21 protein-coding genes are annotated in these 21,172 nt (G+C 58.9%); 10 read left to right on the top strand and 11 right to left on the bottom strand.

Annotated features, from left to right (window positions below):
- Window positions 1-41 precede the first annotated feature (41 nt).
- Window positions 42-2,213 carry a tetratricopeptide repeat protein gene (locus tag ACPOL_RS23840; protein ID WP_114209269.1) on the top strand — a complete coding sequence of 724 codons (2,172 nt, stop codon included), beginning with the start codon at window positions 42-44 and terminating at the stop codon, window positions 2,211-2,213.
- A 15-nt stretch (window positions 2,214-2,228) separates the two neighbouring features.
- Here ACPOL_RS23840 and ACPOL_RS23835 read toward each other — a convergent pair whose 3' ends face one another.
- Window positions 2,229-2,441: a hypothetical protein gene (locus ACPOL_RS23835; protein WP_114209268.1), complete on the bottom strand. Its 213-nt coding sequence runs from the start codon at window positions 2,439-2,441 to the stop codon at window positions 2,229-2,231.
- 76 nt (window positions 2,442-2,517) lie between these two features.
- A complete protein-coding gene (locus ACPOL_RS23830; RefSeq protein ID WP_150133118.1) occupies window positions 2,518-2,907 on the bottom strand; it encodes a hypothetical protein in 390 nt (129 codons plus the stop codon).
- A gap of 79 nt (window positions 2,908-2,986) precedes the next feature.
- Between ACPOL_RS23830 and ACPOL_RS23825 the strand changes: the two genes are divergently transcribed.
- Window positions 2,987-4,009 carry a mechanosensitive ion channel family protein gene (locus ACPOL_RS23825; protein ID WP_236656987.1) on the top strand — a complete coding sequence of 341 codons (1,023 nt, stop codon included), beginning with the start codon at window positions 2,987-2,989 and terminating at the stop codon, window positions 4,007-4,009.
- 17 nt (window positions 4,010-4,026) lie between these two features.
- Here the strand turns inward: ACPOL_RS23825 and ACPOL_RS23820 are convergent, their stop codons facing one another.
- A complete protein-coding gene (locus tag ACPOL_RS23820; protein ID WP_114209265.1) occupies window positions 4,027-4,821 on the bottom strand; it encodes a peptidoglycan-binding protein in 795 nt (264 codons plus the stop codon).
- Between the two features lie 237 nt (window positions 4,822-5,058).
- Here ACPOL_RS23820 and ACPOL_RS23810 point away from each other — a divergent pair, with 237 nt between their 5' ends.
- The gene (locus tag ACPOL_RS23810; protein WP_114209263.1) at window positions 5,059-5,973 is read left to right on the top strand and encodes an alpha/beta hydrolase; all 915 of its coding nucleotides are present in this window, start codon (window positions 5,059-5,061) and stop codon (window positions 5,971-5,973) included.
- A 13-nt stretch (window positions 5,974-5,986) separates the two neighbouring features.
- Complete coding sequence (locus ACPOL_RS23805; protein ID WP_114209262.1) at window positions 5,987-6,361, top strand: VOC family protein; 375 nt, start codon at window positions 5,987-5,989, stop codon at window positions 6,359-6,361.
- Between the two features lie 106 nt (window positions 6,362-6,467).
- Here ACPOL_RS23805 and ACPOL_RS23800 read toward each other — a convergent pair whose 3' ends face one another.
- The 4 genes from ACPOL_RS23800 to ACPOL_RS23785 all read right to left on the bottom strand — a co-directional run bounded on the left by ACPOL_RS23800 (window position 6,468) and on the right by ACPOL_RS23785 (window position 8,355).
- On the bottom strand, window positions 6,468-6,773 hold the full coding sequence (locus tag ACPOL_RS23800; protein ID WP_114209261.1) for an ATP synthase F0 subunit C: 306 nt from the start codon (window positions 6,771-6,773) through the stop codon (window positions 6,468-6,470).
- Between the two features lie 129 nt (window positions 6,774-6,902).
- Window positions 6,903-7,649 (bottom strand): F0F1 ATP synthase subunit A, encoded by a 747-nt coding sequence (atpB, locus tag ACPOL_RS23795; RefSeq protein ID WP_114209260.1) that lies wholly within the window; start codon window positions 7,647-7,649, stop codon window positions 6,903-6,905.
- Window positions 7,650-7,673: 24 nt separating this feature from the next.
- On the bottom strand, window positions 7,674-8,111 hold the full coding sequence (locus tag ACPOL_RS23790; RefSeq protein ID WP_114209259.1) for an ATP synthase subunit I: 438 nt from the start codon (window positions 8,109-8,111) through the stop codon (window positions 7,674-7,676).
- Entirely contained in the window at window positions 8,098-8,355 is a 258-nt protein-coding gene (locus tag ACPOL_RS23785; RefSeq protein WP_114209258.1) for an AtpZ/AtpI family protein, read from the bottom strand. Before ACPOL_RS23785 ends, ACPOL_RS23790 begins: the two co-directional genes overlap by 14 nt.
- Window positions 8,356-8,523: 168 nt before the next feature.
- Between ACPOL_RS23785 and ACPOL_RS23780 the strand changes: the two genes are divergently transcribed.
- The 4 genes from ACPOL_RS23780 (at window position 8,524) to ACPOL_RS23765 (ending at window position 13,613) form a co-directional block, all read left to right on the top strand.
- On the top strand, window positions 8,524-10,575 hold the full coding sequence (locus ACPOL_RS23780; RefSeq protein WP_161557536.1) for an amidohydrolase family protein: 2,052 nt from the start codon (window positions 8,524-8,526) through the stop codon (window positions 10,573-10,575).
- Window positions 10,576-10,793: 218 nt separating this feature from the next.
- On the top strand, window positions 10,794-11,090 hold the full coding sequence (locus ACPOL_RS36510) for a type II toxin-antitoxin system RelE family toxin (RefSeq protein ID WP_114209256.1): 297 nt from the start codon (window positions 10,794-10,796) through the stop codon (window positions 11,088-11,090).
- A complete protein-coding gene (locus ACPOL_RS23770; protein ID WP_114209255.1) occupies window positions 11,083-12,843 on the top strand; it encodes a lysine--tRNA ligase in 1,761 nt (586 codons plus the stop codon). The genes ACPOL_RS36510 and ACPOL_RS23770 overlap by 8 nt, the downstream gene beginning before the upstream one ends.
- Before the next feature lie 95 nt (window positions 12,844-12,938).
- A complete protein-coding gene (locus ACPOL_RS23765; RefSeq protein WP_161557535.1) occupies window positions 12,939-13,613 on the top strand; it encodes an aspartate/glutamate racemase family protein in 675 nt (224 codons plus the stop codon).
- On the opposite strand, the gene ACPOL_RS23760 is transcribed toward ACPOL_RS23765, so the two are convergent.
- Window positions 13,597-14,394, bottom strand: coding sequence for a TIGR00282 family metallophosphoesterase (locus ACPOL_RS23760; protein ID WP_114209253.1), 798 nt, complete (start codon window positions 14,392-14,394; stop codon window positions 13,597-13,599). The two genes, ACPOL_RS23765 and ACPOL_RS23760, sit on opposite strands and share 17 nt — an antisense overlap.
- 140 nt (window positions 14,395-14,534) lie before the next feature.
- Here ACPOL_RS23760 and ACPOL_RS23755 point away from each other — a divergent pair, with 140 nt between their 5' ends.
- Window positions 14,535-14,948, top strand: coding sequence for an Rrf2 family transcriptional regulator (locus ACPOL_RS23755; protein ID WP_114209252.1), 414 nt, complete (start codon window positions 14,535-14,537; stop codon window positions 14,946-14,948).
- A gap of 341 nt (window positions 14,949-15,289) precedes the next feature.
- Window positions 15,290-18,481 carry a protease pro-enzyme activation domain-containing protein gene (locus tag ACPOL_RS23750; protein WP_114209251.1) on the top strand — a complete coding sequence of 1,064 codons (3,192 nt, stop codon included), beginning with the start codon at window positions 15,290-15,292 and terminating at the stop codon, window positions 18,479-18,481.
- 308 nt (window positions 18,482-18,789) lie between these two features.
- Here ACPOL_RS23750 and ACPOL_RS23745 read toward each other — a convergent pair whose 3' ends face one another.
- The 3 genes from ACPOL_RS23745 to ACPOL_RS23735 form a co-directional block, all read right to left on the bottom strand.
- A complete protein-coding gene (locus ACPOL_RS23745; RefSeq protein ID WP_114209250.1) occupies window positions 18,790-19,368 on the bottom strand; it encodes a LemA family protein in 579 nt (192 codons plus the stop codon).
- A gap of 171 nt (window positions 19,369-19,539) precedes the next feature.
- Entirely contained in the window at window positions 19,540-20,334 is a 795-nt protein-coding gene (locus tag ACPOL_RS34275; protein WP_114209249.1) for a TPM domain-containing protein, read from the bottom strand.
- A 154-nt stretch (window positions 20,335-20,488) separates the two neighbouring features.
- Window positions 20,489-21,142 carry a DUF4142 domain-containing protein gene (locus ACPOL_RS23735; RefSeq protein ID WP_114209248.1) on the bottom strand — a complete coding sequence of 218 codons (654 nt, stop codon included), beginning with the start codon at window positions 21,140-21,142 and terminating at the stop codon, window positions 20,489-20,491.
- Between the last annotated feature and the right edge of the window lie 30 nt (window positions 21,143-21,172).

Raw genomic sequence — 21,172 nt, 5'->3', positions numbered from 1 at the left:
TACAGCGCTCGCTTCAGACTTTCCGCCAGGAAACCGCCACCATGATGGATACGATTGCGATAAACCAAGCGAACCCGGCTTTCCTCCGCCGCCTGGTGGCACCGATTTTGTTGGTGGCATCCGCGAGCCTTGCGCCTCTGGCTCAAGCCCAGACATCCGCGCCCTCGGCTCCACCGGCATCGACGACTGCTGCCCCCTCCAACCGGCAGGTTCCCGATCGCGCGGCGGCCTATTATCACTACTCCCTGGCCCATGACTATGAAGACATGGCGACTTCCTATGGCCGCAGCGAATATGCCACCCGCGCGGTCGAGGAATATAAACTCGCGCTGAATGCCGATCCGACTTCGCAATTTCTCAACAACGGACTTGCTGAGCTCTATTTCAAGACCGGCAAAGTCAAGGAAGCAATCGTCGCTGCCCAGGATCTGCTGAAGAAAGACCCCAATAACCTCGACGCGCACAAGTTGCTCGGCAGGATCTATCTCCGCTCGTTGGGTGACGGACAAAACAGCGGGCCGTCCGGTCAGGTGCTGCAGTTGGCCATCGCCGAGTACACCAAGATCGTCTCCCTCGAACCGAACAGCATTGAAGACCGGCTCTTGCTCGGCCAGCTTTACTCGGTCAACCATGAAAGTGGCAAAGCCGAGGAACAATTCAAGGCCGCGCAGCAGATCGATCCCAGCTCCGAAGAAGTTGTCTTGAATCTGGCCCGGCTCTACAGCGAACAAGGTGACATCGAGCATGCCATCCAGGTGCTCAGCGCAATCCCCGAAGACGATCAGACCCCGCGCACCGAGTTCGCTCTCGGCGGCGCTTACGACCAGAACAAGGAACCGAAGAAGGCCATCGCCGCCTACCGGCGCGCCGTCGACCTCGATCCATCGAATGTCGATGCGGAGCGCTCCCTCGCCCAGGCGCTGCTGAACGACAATGACCTTAACGACGCGCTGGCGACTTATGAGTCCATCGCCGCAGCCGATCCCCAGGATGCAAACGCCTATCTCCGGATCGCCGAGATTCAGCGTCGCCAGGGCAACTATGACGAATCGCTGGCCTCGATCAAAAAGGCCAAATCGCTCTCCCAGGAACCGCTCCAGCTGAGCGAGATCAGCTTCAACGAGGCGCTCGCCGACGAGGCCCTCGGTAAGCACGATGAAGCCGCGACCATCCTGCAGAAACTAGTCGATCAGTCCGAACACTCGACCGGCCAGTACTCTGATCCGGAAAAGAACGCCCGCGCCTTCTTCCTTGACCGCTTGGCCGTGCTCTATCGCGAACAGAACAAGCCCCTGCAGGCAGCCGACACCTACCACAAGATGCTCGATCTGGGAGGCGACTTCACCGTCCAGGGCTACCAGGGCGAAGTCGACTCCTACCGCGAAGCCAAACAGTACGCCAAAGCGACCGAGGTCGCCCGCGAAGCAGCCGCCAAACTCCCCAAAGATCGTCAGATCCAGCTCATGCTCGCCGGTCAGCTGGCCGACACCGGCAAGCCCGATGAAGGTATCGCGCTGGCCAAGTCACTGCTCACCAACCCTCCTGCCGCTCCCGATGCCCCCGCAGCCAGCCAGGACCGTGAAGTGTACCTCGCGCTGGCCAACATTTACACCCGGCTTCATCGTTGGAACGAGGCCGGCGCCGAGCTTGATCGCGCCGAGCCGCTTTCGACCAAACAGGACGACAGGGTCTACATAGCCTTCCTGCGTGGCGCTCTGGCCGAACGCCAGAAGCACTATGACGAAGCTGAGGCCCAATTCCGGAAGGTGCTGGCCATTGATCCAGGCAACAGCATGACACTCAACTACCTCGGCTACATGCAGGCCGATCGCGGCGTGAAACTCGACGAAGCCTTGTCCATGATTCAGCAGGCGGTCAAAGCCGAACCTCAGAACTATGCCTACCTCGACTCCCTCGGTTGGGCATATTTCAAGCTCGGCCAGTATCAGCTCTCTGAAGACAATCTGCGCCGCGCCAGCGAGCGCAATGCCTCCGATCCAACCGTGCACGATCATCTCGGCGACCTTTACGAGAAGACCGGCAGGCTGAAATTGGCGGTCGCCCAGTGGGAGCAGTCAGTGTCGGAATACGACAAAACTTCCCCGGGTGATAACGATGGCATCGACATCGGGAAGGTGCACAAGAAGCTTGAAAATGCCTGGGTCAAGCTCGCTAAGGAAGACGCCTCTAGCAGTACTGCAACCAAGCAGTAAACCCCTCATCTGCTCTTATTCAGAGGGAGGAGAGTCCTCGGTTTGTACCTTCGGCCTCTCCTCGATCCACTCGGCGGGAAAGGTCTCGCTCAGCGTCTGTTCCATCGGGGTTTCGCAATATGGGCACAGCGCCGCGCCCTCTGCGTCAAGCTTCGGATATCCGTACCCGAAGTTCTGGTTTTGAAACCTCAGTTTGCAGGCGGGACAATAGTACAAATAGCGCTTCACTAGCCGAACTCCAATCTTTGCTGGTGCGGTGCAAGTATGGTTGCGTTCATGGATTGTAGGTTAAGACGGGATCTTCCTAATCCGCTTTCATTCGATCCTTCACACTTCTAGCCAATTTTTCAATCTCCTCGGCTTTTTTGGTCTGTCCCAGTGTGCCGCTCGTTCCCCCTTTTTCCATATCGTCCTTAAGCTCCTCCGCCAGCTTTACCAGGCGATTGGTGTCCGCAACCATCCGGGTCTGGCGGTCTGTATTGCGCCGCCCGGCAGCCTCTTGCATCGCATGACGGAGCGATGGATCCTGATTACTGGAATCCTGCCCCTGCTGTCCAAAAGGCACACGGTTGGTCGGCTGTTGCGATGACCCAGTCGGCAACTGCGGAGAATCCGGAAGCTGTCCACTCCCAGCCGAAGCCACAAGACTCAGAGAGGCCAACGCCGGGAAGAGCATCCGCCTCGTCCATCGCAACTTGCCTCCGTGGCTCCGCATCGGTTCATTATAGGAAAGGGAGATGCATCGCGCGTCCTCCCTGCTATGGAGACTCTGTTTGTTCAACTTTTCCGCATGCAGCCTTGCCGCCGCTCGAGCTCCGCAACAAACTCCTCAGTTCTTCCACGACGTTTTCCAGGACTGGCTTACCAGTCTTCAGGAATTCCTTCAACACGATCTACCCAAGCTGCTCAGTGTTCTGATCTTCACCTGGGTGCTGATCTGGGTCGTCGATTTCTTGACCCGCCGCATGGTTGCGATCGCCGAATCGCATCCTGGGCGGGGCATCGCGCGAGCTTCGCAGATCAGGACGATGGCATCCGTGCTCCGCGCCACTGCTATCGGCATCGTCGGCTTCCTGGCGGCGCTCCAGATCCTGCGCGATGTCTTTAACTTCAATCTCGCGCCGTTGCTCACCAGCGCCGGGGTCGCAGGGGTCGCGATCGGGCTCGCAGCCCAGACGATCGTCAAAGACTGTCTCAACGGGATGTTGATCCTGCTAGAGGACCAATACAACGTAGGAGATGTGGTTCGTCTGGCCGGCGTTAGCGGCACCGTGGAATCCATGTCCCTGCGCAAAACCATGGTCCGGGATGGCGACGGGACCCTCTACACCATCCCCAATTCGCAGATCACCAATGTCGCCAACCTGACGCGCGATTATTCTTTGCCCACCATCAATGTCGCCGTCGACTTCTCAGCCAACCCCGACGAGGTTATGAAGGTGCTCCGCGACGCGGCCATGAGCGTCCGCAACGACCCGGCTTACAGCGACGTTTACCTCGCCGACCCAAGTCTGCTTGGCATTGACTCGATCAAGGGCTCCCAGGTGATTTATCCGGTCCAATTCAAAACACTGGCCAATCAGCAATGGGCGGCATTGCGCGAGACCGAGCGCCGCATTTTTATAGCTCTTCATGATCATAAAATCCTTCCCGGCGATCCAAATCGCGTCTTCAACGGCAGCGCCGGCAGCTTGACTCAGACCTCGAAACAACTGCCCGAACAACCCCCAAACCATCCCGACGCGACCGCCGCAAAGCCCCGCGAAACCAACCCTTTCACTGGAGAGACTAATTAAACGCCCGCGGCGCGCACTCAAGCGGCAACCAGCGTGCTCCCAATCTGAAAAGCGCTCTGGAAGCGATCCAGTCCGTTCTCTCCGCCATTGACCAGGCGGCGTGCACGAGCCAGATTGTTGGTAGACAGAGCCGTGCGAATGGCGCTCTCTCGATCTTTGAGAAAAATCGCGAGCAGCTTCGCGGCGATGGCGGGATCGTTGGCAAGTTGCGGATCCTCCACCAGGTCGCGGCCGATCTCACCGCTGAAGATCGTGTAGTTCAGCCGCCCGGTGAGCTGGACGAATCCCCGCCCTCGATAATTGGCCCCATCGGAGGGCCCCTGATTGCCCAGATCTTTGCGATGGTCGTAGAGATCAAACGGCGTGCCGGAGGGCGATGTGTTGAAACGCGACTGGCCTTCGCTGATCGGGAGAAAACACTCGGTTTCCGCACGAATGGTCGAGAGTGCCATCAACACCATCAGCTTGTCTTGGAGACTTGCCTCCGCCAGCGCGTTCAAGACGCACGGCAGATTCGTTTTGATATTGCCGATGGGAGTGAGCGGGAACATGTGCGAAACAATCTCTGAGTTCACCCCGGAGATAGCCGAGGGTATTTCAGGAATAGAAGTAAGACCCAGCGCCCGCGCAGTTCCCGGACCAGCCGTCCCGTCCCTGGCCAATCCCTCGCTGCTCTGAAACGCCAGCACCGCCGCCTCGGTGCCCGGTCCGAATGAGCCATCGACCGAACCGGGACTAAATCCCGCTGCGATCAAGGCTTCTTGGAGGATGACCACATCGGCTCCCGAGCTATGAAGCTTGAGGATGTCCATCGATGCCTCATGCGCGACTTCTCTCCCGCAGCGCTCAGACTATAGCGGCCCGGGTGGAGATGACAGCGCATTCCTCGATTGACGCGTCGCTGGCTGCTTGGCTCTTCCCGAAATGGAACTGTGTTACGCTCCGTTCGATGACCATGCTGCCAGCTGCCACGGATCTGCTGGCCGTCCAGACCCCCGCCGCGAATCGTGACGACAGATCGTGGCGACAGAAAGAGGAGAGGAACATTCATGTTGAACCGGCGTTGGAGGCTTGCTTTGCCGCTCCTGGCCTGCTTGGCCACGGCCGCAGCCGTTGCCCAGACTGTGGCGCAAGAGACGAAACCATTGGTCGTACCGCTATGGCCTCAAGGGGCGCCAGGTGCATTGGGAGAGGCAAGCCCTGCCGATCAGCCTCGCATCACCGCCTTCCCCGCTCCGAAAGCGGCAGGACACGAGACCCATACGGCGGTGCTGATCCTTCCAGGTGGCGCCTATGCCCACCTGGCGACCGATCATGAAGGCCTCCAGGTCGCGAAGTGGCTGAACAACCTGGGCGTCTCCGCCTTCATGCTCGAGTACCGTCTCGGCCCGAAATACCACCACCCGATTGAACTCAACGACGCGAAGCGGGGTCTGCGCTGGGTACGCAGCCATGCCGCGGAGTACGGCTACGCTCCAGATCGTATTGGAGTTTGGGGATTCTCGGCAGGTGGTCACCTCGCCTCAACCCTGGGAACGCACTTCGACGCTGGCGATGCCACGGCCAGCGATCCCATCGACCGCCTCAGCAGCCGGCCGGACTTCATGGTCCTTACCTACCCGGTGATTGGGCCGCTCGGTCCCGCGTCCGTGTTTTCCTTCGAGAACCTGATCGGCAAAAACGCGCCCTCCGCCCTCACCGAAGAACTCACCAACGATCATCATGTCACCGCCGAAACTCCGACCACCTTCCTGGTCGCGGCAGACGATGATGCAGCGGTCTTTCCGGAGAACAGCGTGAATTTCTACCTGGCCCTGCGAAAGGCCGGAGTGCCTGCGGAACTCCACATCTATAAGCGCGGCGGTCACGGCTTTGGACTGGCCCCGTTGGACCCGGTGCTCTCGTCATGGACCGCCCGGCTCGCCGACTGGCTACGCCTGAACGGCTATCTGGCGACGAACTAGCTATACTGCCGCCATGAAGGTCTCCAGCTCCGCGACCGTCTTCCAGGTGAAAGACCTCTCAGCCGCTCTCCACTTCTATTGCGAGGTACTCGGCTTTGAAAAAGACTTTGAATACGGCCCTTACGCAGGTGTGCATTGGGGCGAGTGTTATCTGCACCTCTGTGTTCACACGACGTGGAACCGACCTGTGGGCGGCGGGGCGATAAGCGTCTTCGCGGACGAGGTCGATGAGTATTGCACCCTCACTAGGGGTCGTGGAGCGAAGATCGAGCTTGAACCGACGAATGAACCATACGGCATGCGAGATTTTGTAGTGAGCGATCCGGATGGGAATATTCTCACCTTTGGATGCGCGCTGGCGGAGGATGTTCGTTTGCCGACCGCGTAGAATCTTGGTTCCTTCGCACGTCGCTTCAGTGAAAAGCTCGTGTAGATCGGCGCAAAAACGAAGGCCTCCGGCGAACCGGAGGCCTTCGTCGTCTCGCCCAATGTATCTACTGGACGCGCAGGAAGATCACGACCAGGGTGAACAGGGTAAGGGACTCGATGAAAGCCAGACCGAGCACCAGCAGCAGTTGGATACCAGCCCGGGCTCCCGGGTTGCGGGCAAGTGCCTCGGTAGCCGAAGCGGTTGCCTTTCCCTGGCCAAGGCCGCACAGACCAGCGGCGATGGCCATGCCGATTCCGGCGCCGATCGGCACCAGGCTGGCAGGCCTGCCGGCACCGGCATCCTGCGCGAACGCCGGAACCGCCATGAGCAGCGCCGACAGGGTCATGAATAGATATTGCAGCTTACGCATTGTGTTTCTCCTGCTTCCTTAAGAATTGCCGTCAGTGGGTGGTTGACGCTCACCGTGCTGGCGCCCTCACGCTAAACGGCGCTTCAGTCCCGGAGTGGAAGCCGCCTCCGGTTGAAGAGACTGGTAAAGCTAATCGGGCTCCTCTTCATGCGAAACCGCCTGCGACAGATAAATGAGTGTCAGCAGCATGAAGACATAAGCCTGAATCATCGCCACGCCAAAGTGCAGACCCAGGAAGATGATCGGAACCGCAATTGGAATCATTGAGAAGAAGACCAGCGTCAACAGGTCACTGGCAAACATGTTCGCGTAAAGACGGATTGTCAGCGACATGATGCGGGCGAGATGGGAGATGATCTCGATCGGAAACAGCAGCGGAGCAATCCACCAGACCGGCCCCAGGAAGTGCTTGAAGTAGCCGATCGGGCCCTGTGCGCGAATACCGTTCCAGTTGTAGTAGATGAAGGTCAAAATCGCGAGGCCGAGCGGCACGTAGGGGACCGACGTCGGAGTCTCCACCCCCGGCAAAAGTCCGAAGCAATTGCAGAGAGCGATAAACAGGAAGATCACCGTAACCCAGGGCACATGCGGCTCGTAGCCGTGGCCAATGATCGCGTCGCCCTGCGAGTTGACGAAGTCGTTGATCATCTCGGCAACATGCTGCACCGGGCCGGGACGCTCCACGCTCAGCGTCATGCGCGCCACGACAAAAAAGAGCAGCATCGCCAGGGCGACCACCAACTCCAGCGTAAACGGGGTGGTGATGGGCGCCGCCGGGTTGACCGGATGAATGCCGATCGTCGTCAGCAGAGCCAACAATGGGGCGCCAAAGAGCGAGTTCAGCAAGTGGGTAAGAGATTCAAAGAGAGAATGCATAATTTGTGGTGGAACGGATGGCGCTCATGCTCGGGTCAGCTTGACCGCTTCTACGGAAAGGGCAATCACCGCCAGAACCAACCCGGCGATCACCCCGTAAACTGAGCCATGCAAACACCTTAGACTAACATATAGCACGCCCCCGGCGATCACCAGGCGTAGCAGGAACATGGCGAGGACGACACTCGTCGAGCGCGGCGACTTCTGGTTGTCCAGACGAGCGTTGACGACCCCGATGAGGCGGTGCGATTCATAGACGCCAGCCGCGGAGATCGCCGCACCTACCAGAAACAGGCAGGCAGTCTGCCAGCCGGAGAAAAACCAGAGTACCGGCAGACCAACCAAGGCCAGGATCCCAATCATCCGAATGGCGCGAAAGAGCGCGGCGCTCAGGTCGGCGTCGGTGAAGTTCAGGAAAGGGTTGGTGTCGTTCGCTGCCTGATTGGGGTTAATGACGGCCACTCTTTCCAGCGCCGAGCGCCATCCGGACCGCTTCCATCATGCCCGCAATCATCCCGAAGATGATGCCCACGATCGTGATCCAGTGCTGATGCAGCCAGCGGTCGAGCATGGCTCCAAGAAACCAGCCGATCAGCACCGCAATCGGGAGCACCAGCGCGATCTGCACCAGGCGCTCTGCCTGGACGAGCGACTTCAGCCCGCCTTTTTGCGGCTGCTGTTCCGGATTGGGAGAGTTGAAGGGCATCGAAGCGCGATTTCCATTCTAAATGGCCCGTTCGGGGAAAAACGCCCGACGCGGCCACCGGTACCCGCTGAAGCAAAATCTTTTCGCTTTCCCCGCATCCCCTCTCCGCGTACCATCACCGGCATGGTTTTTAGTACTGTCGGCCTGGTTTCTAATCCTGGAGGTTCGATGCGCCAGTTTTTGTTGTTTACTGCCCTTTGCTCAGTTTCCGCGGTTCTCTTCGCCCAGACCCCAAAAGAACAATTGGTAAAGCCGCCGGCTGATGCCCATCACTACGTCATCGAATCCACCGGCGGCAAGCATGGCGACTCATGGATGTGGGTAGGCGCGGACGGCGCTTACATGGGCCGCGAAAGCATGAACCTGCGCGGCCAGGTCTGGGACCTCGAGTCGAACGGCAAGCCCGGCCCCGCGGGCGCGCCGCTGTCGCTGACCATCCGTGGTGTTACACCCCAGGGCGACGCCGCCGAAAGCTTCGTGTTAGCCAATGGCGCAGCCAGTTGGAAGAGCCCGATCGACAAGGGATCGGCGGAAGACGCCGCGAACCGCTTCTATTTGCCCTTTGGCGGACCGATGGAGGTTACGGCCTGGTTCGTCGACACACTCCTGGCGACGCCAACCCACTCGCTCAAGCTGCTGCCCGGCGGCGAGGCGCGCGCCACCAGGCTGACGACGCTCGAGGTCGGCCAAGCCACAAATCGGCGCACGATCACGCTCTGGCAGGTGACTGGATTCAACAACACGCCGGTCCCCGTCTGGACCGATGCCAACAATCACTTCTTCGCCGTGGCCTTCGGGATCGGGTGGTTGCCGGATGCCTATGCCGGCGAGCTCCAGCACATAGAACAGGCGCAGACCGATGCCATGGCCGCGCAGGCGCCTGTTCTCGCCAAGGACCTGACAAAAATCCCGCCGGCAGCGGTCGCATTTACCCATGTGAAGGTCTTTGACGCCGATGGTCTGCGCTTCCTCAACGACCAGTCAGTCATCGTCAACGCCGGCAAGATTGTCGCCGCCGGCGCCGCGAGCAGCGTTGTCGTTCCCGACGGCGCGCAGGTCATCGAAGGCAAAGGCAAGACGCTCGTCCCCGGCTTGTGGGACTGCCACATGCACGTTGGCGATGATTACACCGGTCCTCAAGAGCTCTCGCTGGGAGTCACCTCGGTTCGCGATCCCGGCAACAACGACAAGTTGACCATCGACCGCCGCACCCGCGCCGGCGAAGGAAAGCTGCTCTTCCCGCATGTCTACCCGTCCTCGCTGATCGACGGCAAAGGGCCGTTCACCGCCCAGGTAGCGAATGTGGCCACCAGCCAGGACGAAGCGATCGCGCTGGTTCGCAAGGCAAAAGAAAACGGCTTTACCGGGGTAAAGTTCTATGGCACCTTCAACCCGGCGTGGCTGCCCGCGACGATTGCCGAAGCTCACAAACTCGGGCTGCATGTCCACGGCCACATCCCGGCAGGGATCCGGACGCTCGAAGCAGTCAACGATGGTTACGATGAGGTCACCCACATCAACTGGATCGTGATGCAGGCGGTGCCGGCGAGCGTGCTGCCAACCGATAACGGCATCGGCCGCTTTGAGGCCCCCGGACGATACGCCAAGGATATGGATGTCAACGATCCCGCGCTGACCGAGTTGATCTCCACCATGGCCAGTAAACACATCTACTCCGATCCAACCATGGTGGCGTTTGAGGGGCTGTACGTGCCCGACAACGGCGACCTCTCACCCGCCTATGCGCCCTTTGTCGGAACGCTTCCTGTAATGGTCGAGCGCAACTTCCGCTCCGGCGGTTTTGCCGTGCCCAAAGACCTGACGCGCGCGGACTACCGCGCCAGTTGGGCGAAGATGATCCAGATCCTCACCAAAATGCACCAGGCTGGCATCCCCATAATCGCAGGCACCGATGGCAGCGGCATCGAGATCATTCATGAGCTCGAGATTTATGAGCAGGCCGGCTTCACCCCTGCTGAAGCGCTGGCCTCGGCGACCATTGTCCCGGCAACGCTCGTCGGGCAGCAGGCGCACACCGGCTCGATCAAGGTGGGTAAGACCGCCGACCTGGCGCTGGTCGAGGGCGATCCGGAAAAGACGATTGGCGACCTTCGCCAGACCCGCGTCGTCATGCTCGATGGCAAGCTGCTCGATGCCGACGCGCTGCGCCAGTCGGTCGGGTTCTCGGGAAGGCCCAAAGCGGTGCCCGCCTTCAAGTAACTCGGAATGTTGAGTCTGAGGCATAATGTTGACATGACTGGCATTCAGATTGTCACCGATGAGCGGGGAAAACGGGTCGCGGTGCAGATCGATCTGGCGATCCATGGCGAGTTGTGGGAGGATCTGCAGGACGTGCTTGTTTCCCAAGAACGCCGCGCCGAAAGGGGGCATTCCGATCGAAAAGGTGAAGGCTCGCCTCAAGAAGAGCGGAAAGCTACGTGCAGATCTATGAGGTTCGCCTCGAGCCCAGCGCTTTAAAGGAGCTTGAGCGACTATCGTCTCCTTGGATGGAAAAGGTCTTTGTTCGTGTCGAAGCATTAGCAATCAATCCGCGGCCACCCGGATGCAAGAAGCTCCGCCACTCCGAAGAGGAATGGCGGATTCGAATTGGCGACTATCGCGCCGTTTATATCATTGACGATGAAAACGCGGTCGTCGAAGTCACACAGGATTCGTCATCGACGCGACCTGACCGCCGGCGCCAAATGTATGAAGTGAGGCAAGTGAGTGTTTGAATCGAAATTTGAGGGCGACCTCTTCGCCCTGCGCCAGGAAAAGTTAAATCAGATCGCCGCCCTAGCGCAGCAGACTTATCCCAACAGATTCCTGCCGTGGGACGGCAAGTCGGAAAAGCCTGAGGAACTCGACACCATCCCCGAGATTTGGGCGGGGTACAAGGACGCAACCGCCGAAGCTCTCGAAGCCGAGCGCGTGAATGTCTCTGTCGCCGGACGCCTGATGGCGATTCGCGGACAAGGCAAAGCCGGCTTCGCCCACCTCCAGCAAGGCGGCGAACGTCTACAGATCTATGTTCGCCTCGATGCGGTGGGCGAGCAGGGCTTCGCTCTCTACAAGCTGCTCGATCTCGGCGACCACATTGGCGTCACCGGATATCTCTTCCGCACCCGCACTGGCGAACTGAGCATTCACGTCGAAACCATCACCTTTCTCGCAAAAGCGATGCTGGCGTTGCCGGAGAAGTTTCACGGCCTCTCCGACACCGAGCTTCGCTATCGCCAGCGCTATGTCGATCTATTCATGAACACCGATGTACGCGAAGTCTTCGTCAAGCGCGCCGCGGTGCTGCGCGCGCTGCGGAAATTCTTTGACGCACGTGGATACATCGAAGTCGAGACGCCAATGATGCAGCCGATCGCCGGCGGCGCGGCGGCCAAGCCATTCACCACCCATCACAATGCGCTCGATCTGGATCTGTTCCTCCGCATCGCCCCGGAGCTCTATCTCAAACGTCTCGTCGTCGGCGGACTCGACCGCGTCTACGAGATCAATCGCAACTTCCGCAACGAAGGCATCTCCACCTCGCACAATCCCGAGTTCACCATGCTCGAGTTCTATCAGGCCTACGCAAATTACCACGACCTGATGGATTTAACAGAAGAGATTGTCACCTTCGTTGCTACAGAAGTGAATGGAACGACGATCGCGCCTTCGGGCGAACACGACGAAGAGGGAAAGCCCATGCCAAGGCTGGATCAGTATGGCAAGCCCGTCGATTTGGGAAAGTGGCGGCGGTTTTCCATGGTGGAGGCGATCCGAGAGTTTTGGCCTTCAGATGCGGGCGAGAAACCGAAGCCAAGTGATTTTGCCACGGTAGGCAACTTCAATGATCTACTAGCCCGAGCTATCCAGCTACTGGAGGCAACTCCTAGGCCGCACGGATCAAAGCCTGTTTACGCATCGGAATTCAATCCCGACTATCTAAATCTCTCGAGGACGCGCACCGCAATGGAGATCGCTGGAGCTATGCAGCACAATCGTGTGCATCTCGAAAAGGGCCTCCGTTCTTTAGGCGCTGCAATAGCTGACCTGTTTGAGACTATCGCTGAACCAGAACTCATCCAGCCAACCATCATCTACGACTTCCCGCTCGCCGTCTCCCCGCTCTCCAAGGTCAAGCCCGATGAACCCGACTGGGTCGAGCGCTTCGAGTTCTACATCGGAGGCTTTGAAGTCGGTAACGCCTTCAGCGAGTTGAACGATCCCGTTGACCAGCGCCGCCGCTTCGAGGCCCAACTCACCGAGCGCGAACGCGGCGATGAAGAAGCCCACCAGATGGACGAGGACTACGTCCGCGCCCTCTCCTACGGGCTTCCCCCCACTGCCGGCGAAGGCATCGGCATCGACCGCTTGACCATGGTGCTCACCGGATCGAAGTCGATCCGCGATGTCATCCTCTTCCCGCTCCTTCGGCCCGTGCAGAACAACGCCGAGAGTGAAGGCGACAACGAGATCGATCCCGAGCCTTAGCGATGACGCCACCTCTGCAGCTGCAACACCCTCTTCAGCACCCTCGGCAACCCCCTGTTCAACACCCTCTTCAAAAGAAGACGCGCTGTCTCGGCATGCTCGCCGGGCTGGGCGTGGGAGCGGCCATTCACTACTACCGGGAGCTGGCCCTCGCCGCCGAGCAGAACCAGCGCACGCTCGACATGGTCATGGTCCATGCGCAAACCTCGCAGGTCTTTGCCTATGTCGAGGCTGGCGACCGGGAGGGATTGGCGGCTTACCTCTCTGGCTTCATCGCGCGCTCGCAGGCCGCCGGGGCGGAGTTTGCAATCATTCCGGCGGTCACTCCGCATTACTGCTTGCAGCCGCTGACGGCGATCTCACCATTGCCGGTCCTGAACATCGTTGATCCGCTGCTTCGCGAAGTGACTGCCAGGCAGATTCGACGAATCAGTGTCTTTGGCGCGATGCCGGTCATGAAAAGCGCTCTGTACGGCCTCGCCGGCGATGTAGAAATCGTCACCGCTCAGCCCGAGGAATTAGAGACGATCCACAAAACCTACCTGAGCCTGCTGCAAACGCAAACCGGCACTGCCGAGCAACACCGGACACTAACATCGATCGCCCACGCCATCGTTAAACGCGAAGAGGTCGATGCCATCGTTCTTGCCGGGACTGACTTATCTCTCATCTTCAACCCGGCCAATATTGACTTCCCTTATCTCGACTGCGCCGCCTTGCATCTTCAGGCAATAGAAGAGGCGATGCTGAACTCTACTCCCCCAGCATGAAGCGCTGAATCGCAAACGCGCGCCCGGTCGCTCCATCGCACTCGATCATCGTGGCGCACATCCGCGCGTCATTCCGGGCCGGTTCGAATTTTCCCGGCATTCCGGTGAGGAACCGGGCCAGCACCAATTCTTTCTCAACGCCAATGACGCCATCATAGGGCCCGCTCATCCCGGCGTCCGTCTGGTACGCGGTGCCGTTCGGAAGGACACGCTCATCAGCAGTCGGAACATGCGTATGCGTCCCCAGAAGCGCAGTCACCCGGCCGTCGAGATACCAGCCCATCGCCACCTTTTCCGAGGTGGCCTCGCCATGGAAGTCAACTAGAATGACCTTCGCGGTAATCCCCTGCAGCACCTTATCGATGGTGCGAAATGGGTCTTCCGGAGTATTCATAAAAACTTTGCCCTGCAGGTTGACGACCGCATAAGCCTGACCGCTGGCGAGCGCTCCCTCGTAGTAGCCATAGCCAGGTGCGCTCGGCGCATAGTTTGCCGGACGAACCAGCCGTCGTGGCCGGTCGTGACTCTCCGCCGGCGCCGACTGCATGTAGTCGATGATCTCTTTTTTGTCCCACACGTGATTACCGGTGGTCAGCACATGAGCGCCAAGGTCGAAAAGCTCATCGGCGGTTGCAGGAGTGACTCCAAAGCCGCCCGCCGAATTTTCCGCATTGACCACCACCAGATCAATCCGGTGATGTTCGATAAGAGAAGGTAGATGTTCGCCGACGATCCGGCGCCCCGGACTGCCGAAGACATCCCCTACAAAAAGAATTCGCAATCTATACTCGCTCCTGTTAAAAATCTAAGTCGACTTATCGAATCGCCCTCGCACCAATCCCGCATCACCTTTGTTTTTATTTCAGGTTACGTTACGAATGCGTGTTTCAGAATGACCGGCCTCTGTGTTAGCGTGACCGCATGGCTGTGAACACTCGATTCTCGACCGGTATTCATACTTTAGTCCTGCTGGCGGCCAACCCCGACGTGCAGCACACTTCCGAAGAGATCGCGCGCAAGCTCAACACCAATCCAGTCGTCATTCGTAGGGTACTCTCTTTGCTTCGTCAAGCCGGACTTGTCCACAGCCAAAAAGGGCCAAGCGGCGGTTCGAAGTTGGCCAAGCCGGGGAAGGCGATCAAGCTCGGCGATGTCTACCGCGCCCTTGAGCCCGTGTCAATCTTCAATGAATCCGGAGTCAGCAGTGAAGGCGCCGCCAAATTAAATGGGACCCTGACGAAGATCTTTCACGAGGCGCAAGGCGCACTCGAGGCCGAACTGGACACGACTTCGCTGAATCAGTTGGTGAAGAAGTCTGAGAAGAAAAAGAAGTAATCTCGCGACGGTGATTTAGTGGAGTCTTCGCCATCAGTCTCAGATATCAGTTCTACTGATACTTCCCTTCCCACGGAATTCTCCCCCATCCATCCGTGCTGCCAATTCCCCAAAGTAGTTGCCGGCTGTGAAAAGCATCATCCGCCGGTAGCGTGTCTTTGCTTCTGACTGGAATAAAGATGAAGCGCTCCGCGACTATTTTTTCAGGATTACGTCCCAACAGATGGCAAGCTGCTTCAGTAAATGCGCAGTGTCATGAGGCACAATGACGGTTACTGATTGCTAACCAGGAGCGCCGGTCGGCGTCTCTGTGGTGAGAACCAATGAAGGAATGAGGCGTAATGCATAGCTTTTCCAGTCGTCTAGCGGGATTCTGCCTGCTTGTATTCTCTGCCGCTTTCGTAGTCGCGCAGTCAACCAGCCAAGATCGCATCGTTCAGCCGATACAAGCCGGAAAGGTGGCACTCCTTCAGGGAACGGCTCACCCGCTGGCTCAAGCCAAATACGATCAGGGCCCAGTGAACGCCTCCATGGAATTGCATGGCATGAGTCTCGACTTCAAGCCCTCGGCCGCACAGCAGGCGAGCTTGACTGCGTTACTCAAAACGCAACAGGATCCGTCCTCACCGAACTACCGGAAATGGCTTACCACCGAACAGTATGCGGCGCAGTTCGGCATGAGCCAGGCGGACATCGCCAAAGCAACGAGCTGGCTGCAGTCTCAGGGATTTACCGTAGACCATGTCGCGGAGAGCCGCAATTCCATCCTCTTCAGTGGGACCGCGGCCCTGGCAGAGGCGGCATTCCACACCCAGATTCATCGATACACGGTGAACGGGGAGTCGCATTTCGCGAATGCAAGTGCAGTCTCGATACCCAGCGCGTTAGTCGGCTCGGTCAGCCGCGTCGGAGGCCTGGACGACTTCAAACTCAAGCCCCGCTACGTGAAGCTTAAGCCGCGAACAAATACCGATCATTCGCAGTTCACTTCAGGTGGGAATGCTCCAGATGCCGGGTCCCATTATCTCGCTCCCACCGACTTCGCGGTCATCTACGATTTGAACCCGCTCTATACGGCAGGCGACAACGGTACTGGCCAGACCATCGGCATCATAGGTCAGACCCAAATCGTCATGTCCGATATCACCACCTTCCGGTCCAACGCCGGATTGCCGACCAACAATCCGACCGTATTTACCGTCCCGAATACGACCCCGGGCAACGACTTCACGAACCAGGACATCAATGAGGCCGACCTGGACCTGGAGTGGTCCGGAGGAGTCGCGCCCAACGCCAGCATCGTTTTTGTGAATTCGGGTGACGTGATTACATCCCTGCAATATGCAATCGCCAACAAGATCAATGGCGTCCAGATTCCTATCTTGAGTATCAGCTACGGCGGCTGCGAGCCGGCGCAAAGCTCCGCGTCGGTCGCCAGCCTGGAAGCGAGCTTGCAGCAGGCAAACGCCCAAGGCCAGACAGTAATTGGCGTAGCCGGAGATGACGGCGCGTCGGACTGCGACGAAGGCAATGCGAATCCTCCGGTTACTTCCGCCGTGAACGGACTGGCAGTCGATTATCCCGGCAGCAGTGCTTTTGTGACAGCTCTCGGCGGCAGCGAATTTACCGGCGATGGGACCGCGGCAAACCCCTCCCTGGGTGGCGATCAATACTGGGCGGGCACCGGCGCCAACGATTTGCTCACCTCCGCTCTCTCTTACATTCCGGAGATGGCATGGAATGACACTAGTTTCGACATCAGTCAGGGCGGTGGAATTGCCGGAGGAGGAGGAGGCGCAAGCGTCCTCTTTGCCAAGCCAAGCTGGCAGACGGGGGTTCCCGGGATTCCAAGCGATAGTATGCGAGACGTTCCCGATCTCGCTCTCAACGCCTCGGTGGATCATGACGGATATTTAGTGTGTACGCAGATCATCCCGGATTCGGACACCAATCCAACCCCTACCAATGCTGACTTTACCTCCAGTTGCGTCAATGGATTTCGCTTTTCCGACCTGCGCTCTCCCGACGATGAAACCACCACAACTTTCGGAGGTACCTCGGCGGCGGCGCCCAGCTTTGCCGGGGTTCTCGCCTTAATCGAGCAGAAGCTGGGAGTACCCCAGGGCCTGGGCAACATCAATCCCACTCTCTACACTCTGGCGGCGAACCCCACCACCTATGCCTCGGCCTTTCATGACATCACCACCGGCAACAATATCGTGCCCTGCGTTCCCGGCACACCAACCGGCCCAGCGAGCGCAACGCAATGTCCGAGCAGCGGCAGTTTCGGGTACTCGGCCGGCACCGGCTATGATCAGGCCACCGGGCTGGGTTCCATCGATGGAAGCAACCTGGCGACCGCCTTCACCTCTGTAGCCACGAAGGCAGGCACCACCACCACCGTCGCCGTATCGGCCAATCCCGCCGTGGGCGCGACGGTCACTCTGACGGCAACAGTGACGCCGAACACCGGCGCCACCACCCCCACTGGAAGCGTGACCTTTACCGTGGATGGAACAGTCCTCGGCGCAGCGGTACCGCTGGCTAGCGGCGGCGCCAGCACGACTACCACCTTTGCGACGGGTGGATCGCACACCGTCCTCGCGGCCTACTCCGGCGACACCAATTACTATGCTTCGACCAGCACCGCGAACGCCTTTACCGTCGCCACCGGAACCGCCGCGGCGCCCACCACCACTGCCGTAACCGTGAGTCCGGCGAGCGTACCGCTCGGCGGTTCGCTGACGATTAGTGCCACGGTGACAGCACCCGCCGGCGGAGCACTGGCCGGAACCCTGAACTTCTTCGCGGGCGCCACTCAGTTGAATCCAACTCCAGTCGCCATCCTGCCGGGAGCGAACGGAGTGGGAACAGCCACTTATACCGTCACCAGCGTCTCGACCAGCGCAGGCTTCACCGTCGGGACGACCACCATCACCGCCAATTACGGAGGAACGGCAGTCTTCGCCGCCTCCTCCGGAACCGCCGCGTTGACCGTAACCAACCCTGGAATCACGTTGGCGGTAGGCAACATCACCATACCCTCAGCCAGCCCTGGTAATTCAGGAACGTCGACCATCACTCTGACGTCAACCGGCGGATACGCCGGTACCGTCAACCTGACGGCGACCGCGTCAAGCTTGAACGCAGACTACGCCATCAGCCCGACATCCGTAACGCTTGCAAGCGGCGGCACCGGAACCTCGAGCATCACCATCCAGACGGTTGCCGCAGACCTCCGAAAGGCGCCACACAGTGGCTTGCAAAAAGCCCCGGCAGGAAATCGGGTCATCGTAGGCGCAGCGGCCGCGTTTGGCAGCATCTTCCTCCTCGGGATTCCAGGATTCCGCAGGCGGCGGTGGCCAATGCTGACGGCGCTTCTCTTGCTCGGAGCCTTAGGCGCTGGGCTTGGATGTGGAGGAGGCGTCTCGTCGGCGTCACCCTCCGGGACCTACACGGTGACGGTAACGGCTGCGGATACCGTGAACTCCGCCATCACCACCTCGACCAACTTTACGGTGACGATCCGGTAGCGAACAGGGCCCCGATCCAATCAGCCGGATCCGGGCTCCTGTTTCAGAGTCGAAATGTGTGCGGATTTTCTGGCTACACAGAAATCCAGCGATCCAGTTTCGACGTTATTTTTATAGGTGTGTGGGCATGTTATGCCACAACTCAATCGGACTGGGGCGCTTTGGCGCCCCATTTTTTCGCGCCGGTCTGTATGCCAGGCCGCGCTGGACTAGATCAGAACAGTGAACCAATAACCAGCACCTTCGCCCGGCAGAAATTCCTGAGACAGTGCGAATTAGCTGCCTTGCTCTGCCAATGAACCGCCGTCCTAAAACTTTACGGTAGGAGCGACTTTGCTGCCTTCACTCGCCTGGAAATAGGCATTGTCGGGTTGAAAACCGGCCATACCGGCCCAGATACTGTTTGGAAACTGGCGGATGAAGGTGTTGTAGTCCTGCAAGGCGGCGTTATACCGGTTTCGGGCCACGGAAATCCGGTTTTCCGATCCCTCAAGCTGGTCCTGCAGCGCAAGGAAATTCTGGTTGGACTTCAGTTCAGGATAGTTTTCCGACAAGGCCAGGAGCCGGCCGAACGCACTGTCCAACTGTCCGTTGGCAGCAATCTTGCTTTGCGGGTCTCGCGCATTCAACAAGCCTGCGCGCGCGTTGGCAATGTCGCCGAAGACCGTTTCTTCGTGGGTTGCAAAACCTTTGACGGTCGCGACCAGGTTGGGAATCAGATCGGCGCGCCGTTGCAGTTGGGTGTCGACTTGGGACCACGCCGCTTTCTTGGCTTCATCTTTGGCGACCATCTGGTTCTTGGCGCTCACATAGCTGCCGAAAACCAACAGGATAACAATGAAAAGAACGCCTACAAGTCCTAACCCAACCCAAAGTCCACGCTTCATCAAACGCTCCTCGTACCTACCAGGCCTTCAGACCCGGTTCTTTCACAGCAGCCCAGAGCGGAAGTACAGTTACTCTAGTGCGAAGGACCGCACTCGGCAGGCGTTTACATCAGGAAAAGGCCCACAAAACTGAATTCCGGCACATGACACTGTCGGCACTTCTGCCTAATCTTACCAGTCTCCAGAAGCGCCGCCGCCGCCGGAGGATCCTCCACCAAAGCCGCCGAAGCCTCCACCATCGCCATCTCCGCCGCCGCCCCCGCGTCCGCCTCCTCCGCCAAAGCCGCCACCGAGGAACATGCCAAGCAAAAAGCCCAACGTACCAGAAGGCGCAAATCGCGCAAACAAGATGAGCAGTAACAGCAGGACAGCCCCGCCGACAAGCAACTGTCCGAGGCTGATCTGCTTCACTTGCCGCTGTGGCGGCCCGCGCCGCGGAGCATTTTGTAGCGAAACACCGGCGTCGGCGGCAATAACATTCGCGACCTGCACCACAGCCGAAGAGATCGCCGAGTCATAGTTGCCTGCCTCCAATGCAGGCACAATCGAGCGCCCAATCACGCCGACCTTGCTGTCGGGGAGAATCCCTTCCAGCCCATATCCCGTCTCGATCCGCCACTTTCGATCCTGAATTGCAAATAGCAGAATGATGCCCCGGTCGGTTCCCTTCTTGCCGACCTTCCATTTGTCTTCGAGCGCGGTCGCGAAATTCTCAATCGGCTCGCCGTCCAGGCTCTTCACCGTAACTACCGCGATCTGCGCCTTCGCCTGCCGATCCACCTGGGCGCATAGGGCGTCCAAAGCTTGCTGAGTTTGAGGAGAGAGGACCCCGGCAAAGTCGCTGACGTAGTTCGTAGGTTTGGGTAGGTCCTCAACGCGCTCGGCATTAGCCAGGCAGCTTCCGCAAAGGCAGAGAAGCAGCAGGAGTAGACGGTAAGCGAAGGCAGTGCGAGGTCGTGCGATCATCAAAACGATTGTACTCACGTCTTCAGGAAGATGAGCTAATGGAGCGCAGGGACAAAAGAAAGAGGGCGCCACGAAAGGGCGCCCTCTTGATCATTCCAAGTTTCAACACGCAAAAAACAAGGACGACAAATACTCAAATTCTTGGCAAGCGCGGCTACTTGGCCGCCATTGCACCGCTCTTCTGCGAAATCTGCTCGATCATCTGCAGATGCTGACTGATCACTTGCGAACCCTGATTTGCCGCATCCTTCACAGCAGGAATTGTGCCATTCTGGGCTTCGTTCTTGAACTCGCTAAGGTCTGTTTTGTGGTCCTTCACCATGTCCTTGATGTAAGCCTTGTCAAAGGCATCTCCATTCAACGCCTGGAGCCTGGCCATCGTGGCCTGGTCTTTCTTCGACGGACCATCCGGTACCTTGACGCCGATCTGCTGGGCAATCGGCTTCATCTGATCGCCGAGCTTGGTGTGGTCGTCGATCATTTTCTGAGCAAACTGCTTGACGTCGTCATTGCTGCTCTTCTGCAATGCCAGTTGGCCTAGTTGCACCTCCGCCATGCCGCCCTCTAAGGCCTTCCGCACGAACATCTTGTCCATGGCGGGTGCTTGGGCTGTACTGGAGCCGGAGTTCATATCGGGGTGCTGACTCATCGCGCCAGGCTGAGACTGGGAGCTTCCCGGTTGTTGGGTGGCGCCAGGTTGTTGTTGCATGGATCCCGGTGAAGACTGCGCGAACGTGGCCATGCTGCAAATCAAAACTGCGCTGGAGAAGGTCGCAAGGCTGGTACACATTCGGTTCCGAAAGGTCATTGTGGTTACTCCTCGTTGGGGTAAGATGCC

The organism is Acidisarcina polymorpha, from assembly GCF_003330725.1.
Lineage (GTDB): Bacteria > Acidobacteriota > Terriglobia > Terriglobales > Acidobacteriaceae > Acidisarcina > Acidisarcina polymorpha.
The sequence above is the reverse complement of the archived record's forward strand: the minus strand, read 5'-3'. Positions and strand labels throughout refer to the sequence as shown.

Excerpts from the sequence above, each read along its gene's own strand:
- ACPOL_RS23840 (WP_114209269.1), top strand. The coding sequence starts at position 42 with ATGATGGATACGATTGCGATAAACCAAGCGAACCCGGCTTTCCTCCGC.
- ACPOL_RS23820 (WP_114209265.1), bottom strand. The coding sequence starts at position 4,821 with ATGGACATCCTCAAGCTTCATAGCTCGGGAGCCGATGTGGTCATCCTC.
- ACPOL_RS23810 (WP_114209263.1), top strand. The coding sequence starts at position 5,059 with ATGTTGAACCGGCGTTGGAGGCTTGCTTTGCCGCTCCTGGCCTGCTTG.
- ACPOL_RS23805 (WP_114209262.1), top strand. The coding sequence starts at position 5,987 with ATGAAGGTCTCCAGCTCCGCGACCGTCTTCCAGGTGAAAGACCTCTCA.
- ACPOL_RS23800 (WP_114209261.1), bottom strand. The coding sequence starts at position 6,773 with ATGCGTAAGCTGCAATATCTATTCATGACCCTGTCGGCGCTGCTCATG.
- atpB (WP_114209260.1), bottom strand. The coding sequence starts at position 7,649 with ATGCATTCTCTCTTTGAATCTCTTACCCACTTGCTGAACTCGCTCTTT.
- ACPOL_RS23785 (WP_114209258.1), bottom strand. The coding sequence starts at position 8,355 with ATGCCCTTCAACTCTCCCAATCCGGAACAGCAGCCGCAAAAAGGCGGG.
- ACPOL_RS23780 (WP_161557536.1), top strand. The coding sequence starts at position 8,524 with ATGCGCCAGTTTTTGTTGTTTACTGCCCTTTGCTCAGTTTCCGCGGTT.
- ACPOL_RS23765 (WP_161557535.1), top strand. The coding sequence starts at position 12,939 with ATGCTCGCCGGGCTGGGCGTGGGAGCGGCCATTCACTACTACCGGGAG.
- ACPOL_RS23755 (WP_114209252.1), top strand. The coding sequence starts at position 14,535 with ATGGCTGTGAACACTCGATTCTCGACCGGTATTCATACTTTAGTCCTG.
- ACPOL_RS23750 (WP_114209251.1), top strand. The coding sequence starts at position 15,290 with ATGCATAGCTTTTCCAGTCGTCTAGCGGGATTCTGCCTGCTTGTATTC.
- ACPOL_RS23745 (WP_114209250.1), bottom strand. The coding sequence starts at position 19,368 with ATGAAGCGTGGACTTTGGGTTGGGTTAGGACTTGTAGGCGTTCTTTTC.
- ACPOL_RS34275 (WP_114209249.1), bottom strand. The coding sequence starts at position 20,334 with ATGATCGCACGACCTCGCACTGCCTTCGCTTACCGTCTACTCCTGCTG.
- ACPOL_RS23735 (WP_114209248.1), bottom strand. The coding sequence starts at position 21,142 with ATGACCTTTCGGAACCGAATGTGTACCAGCCTTGCGACCTTCTCCAGC.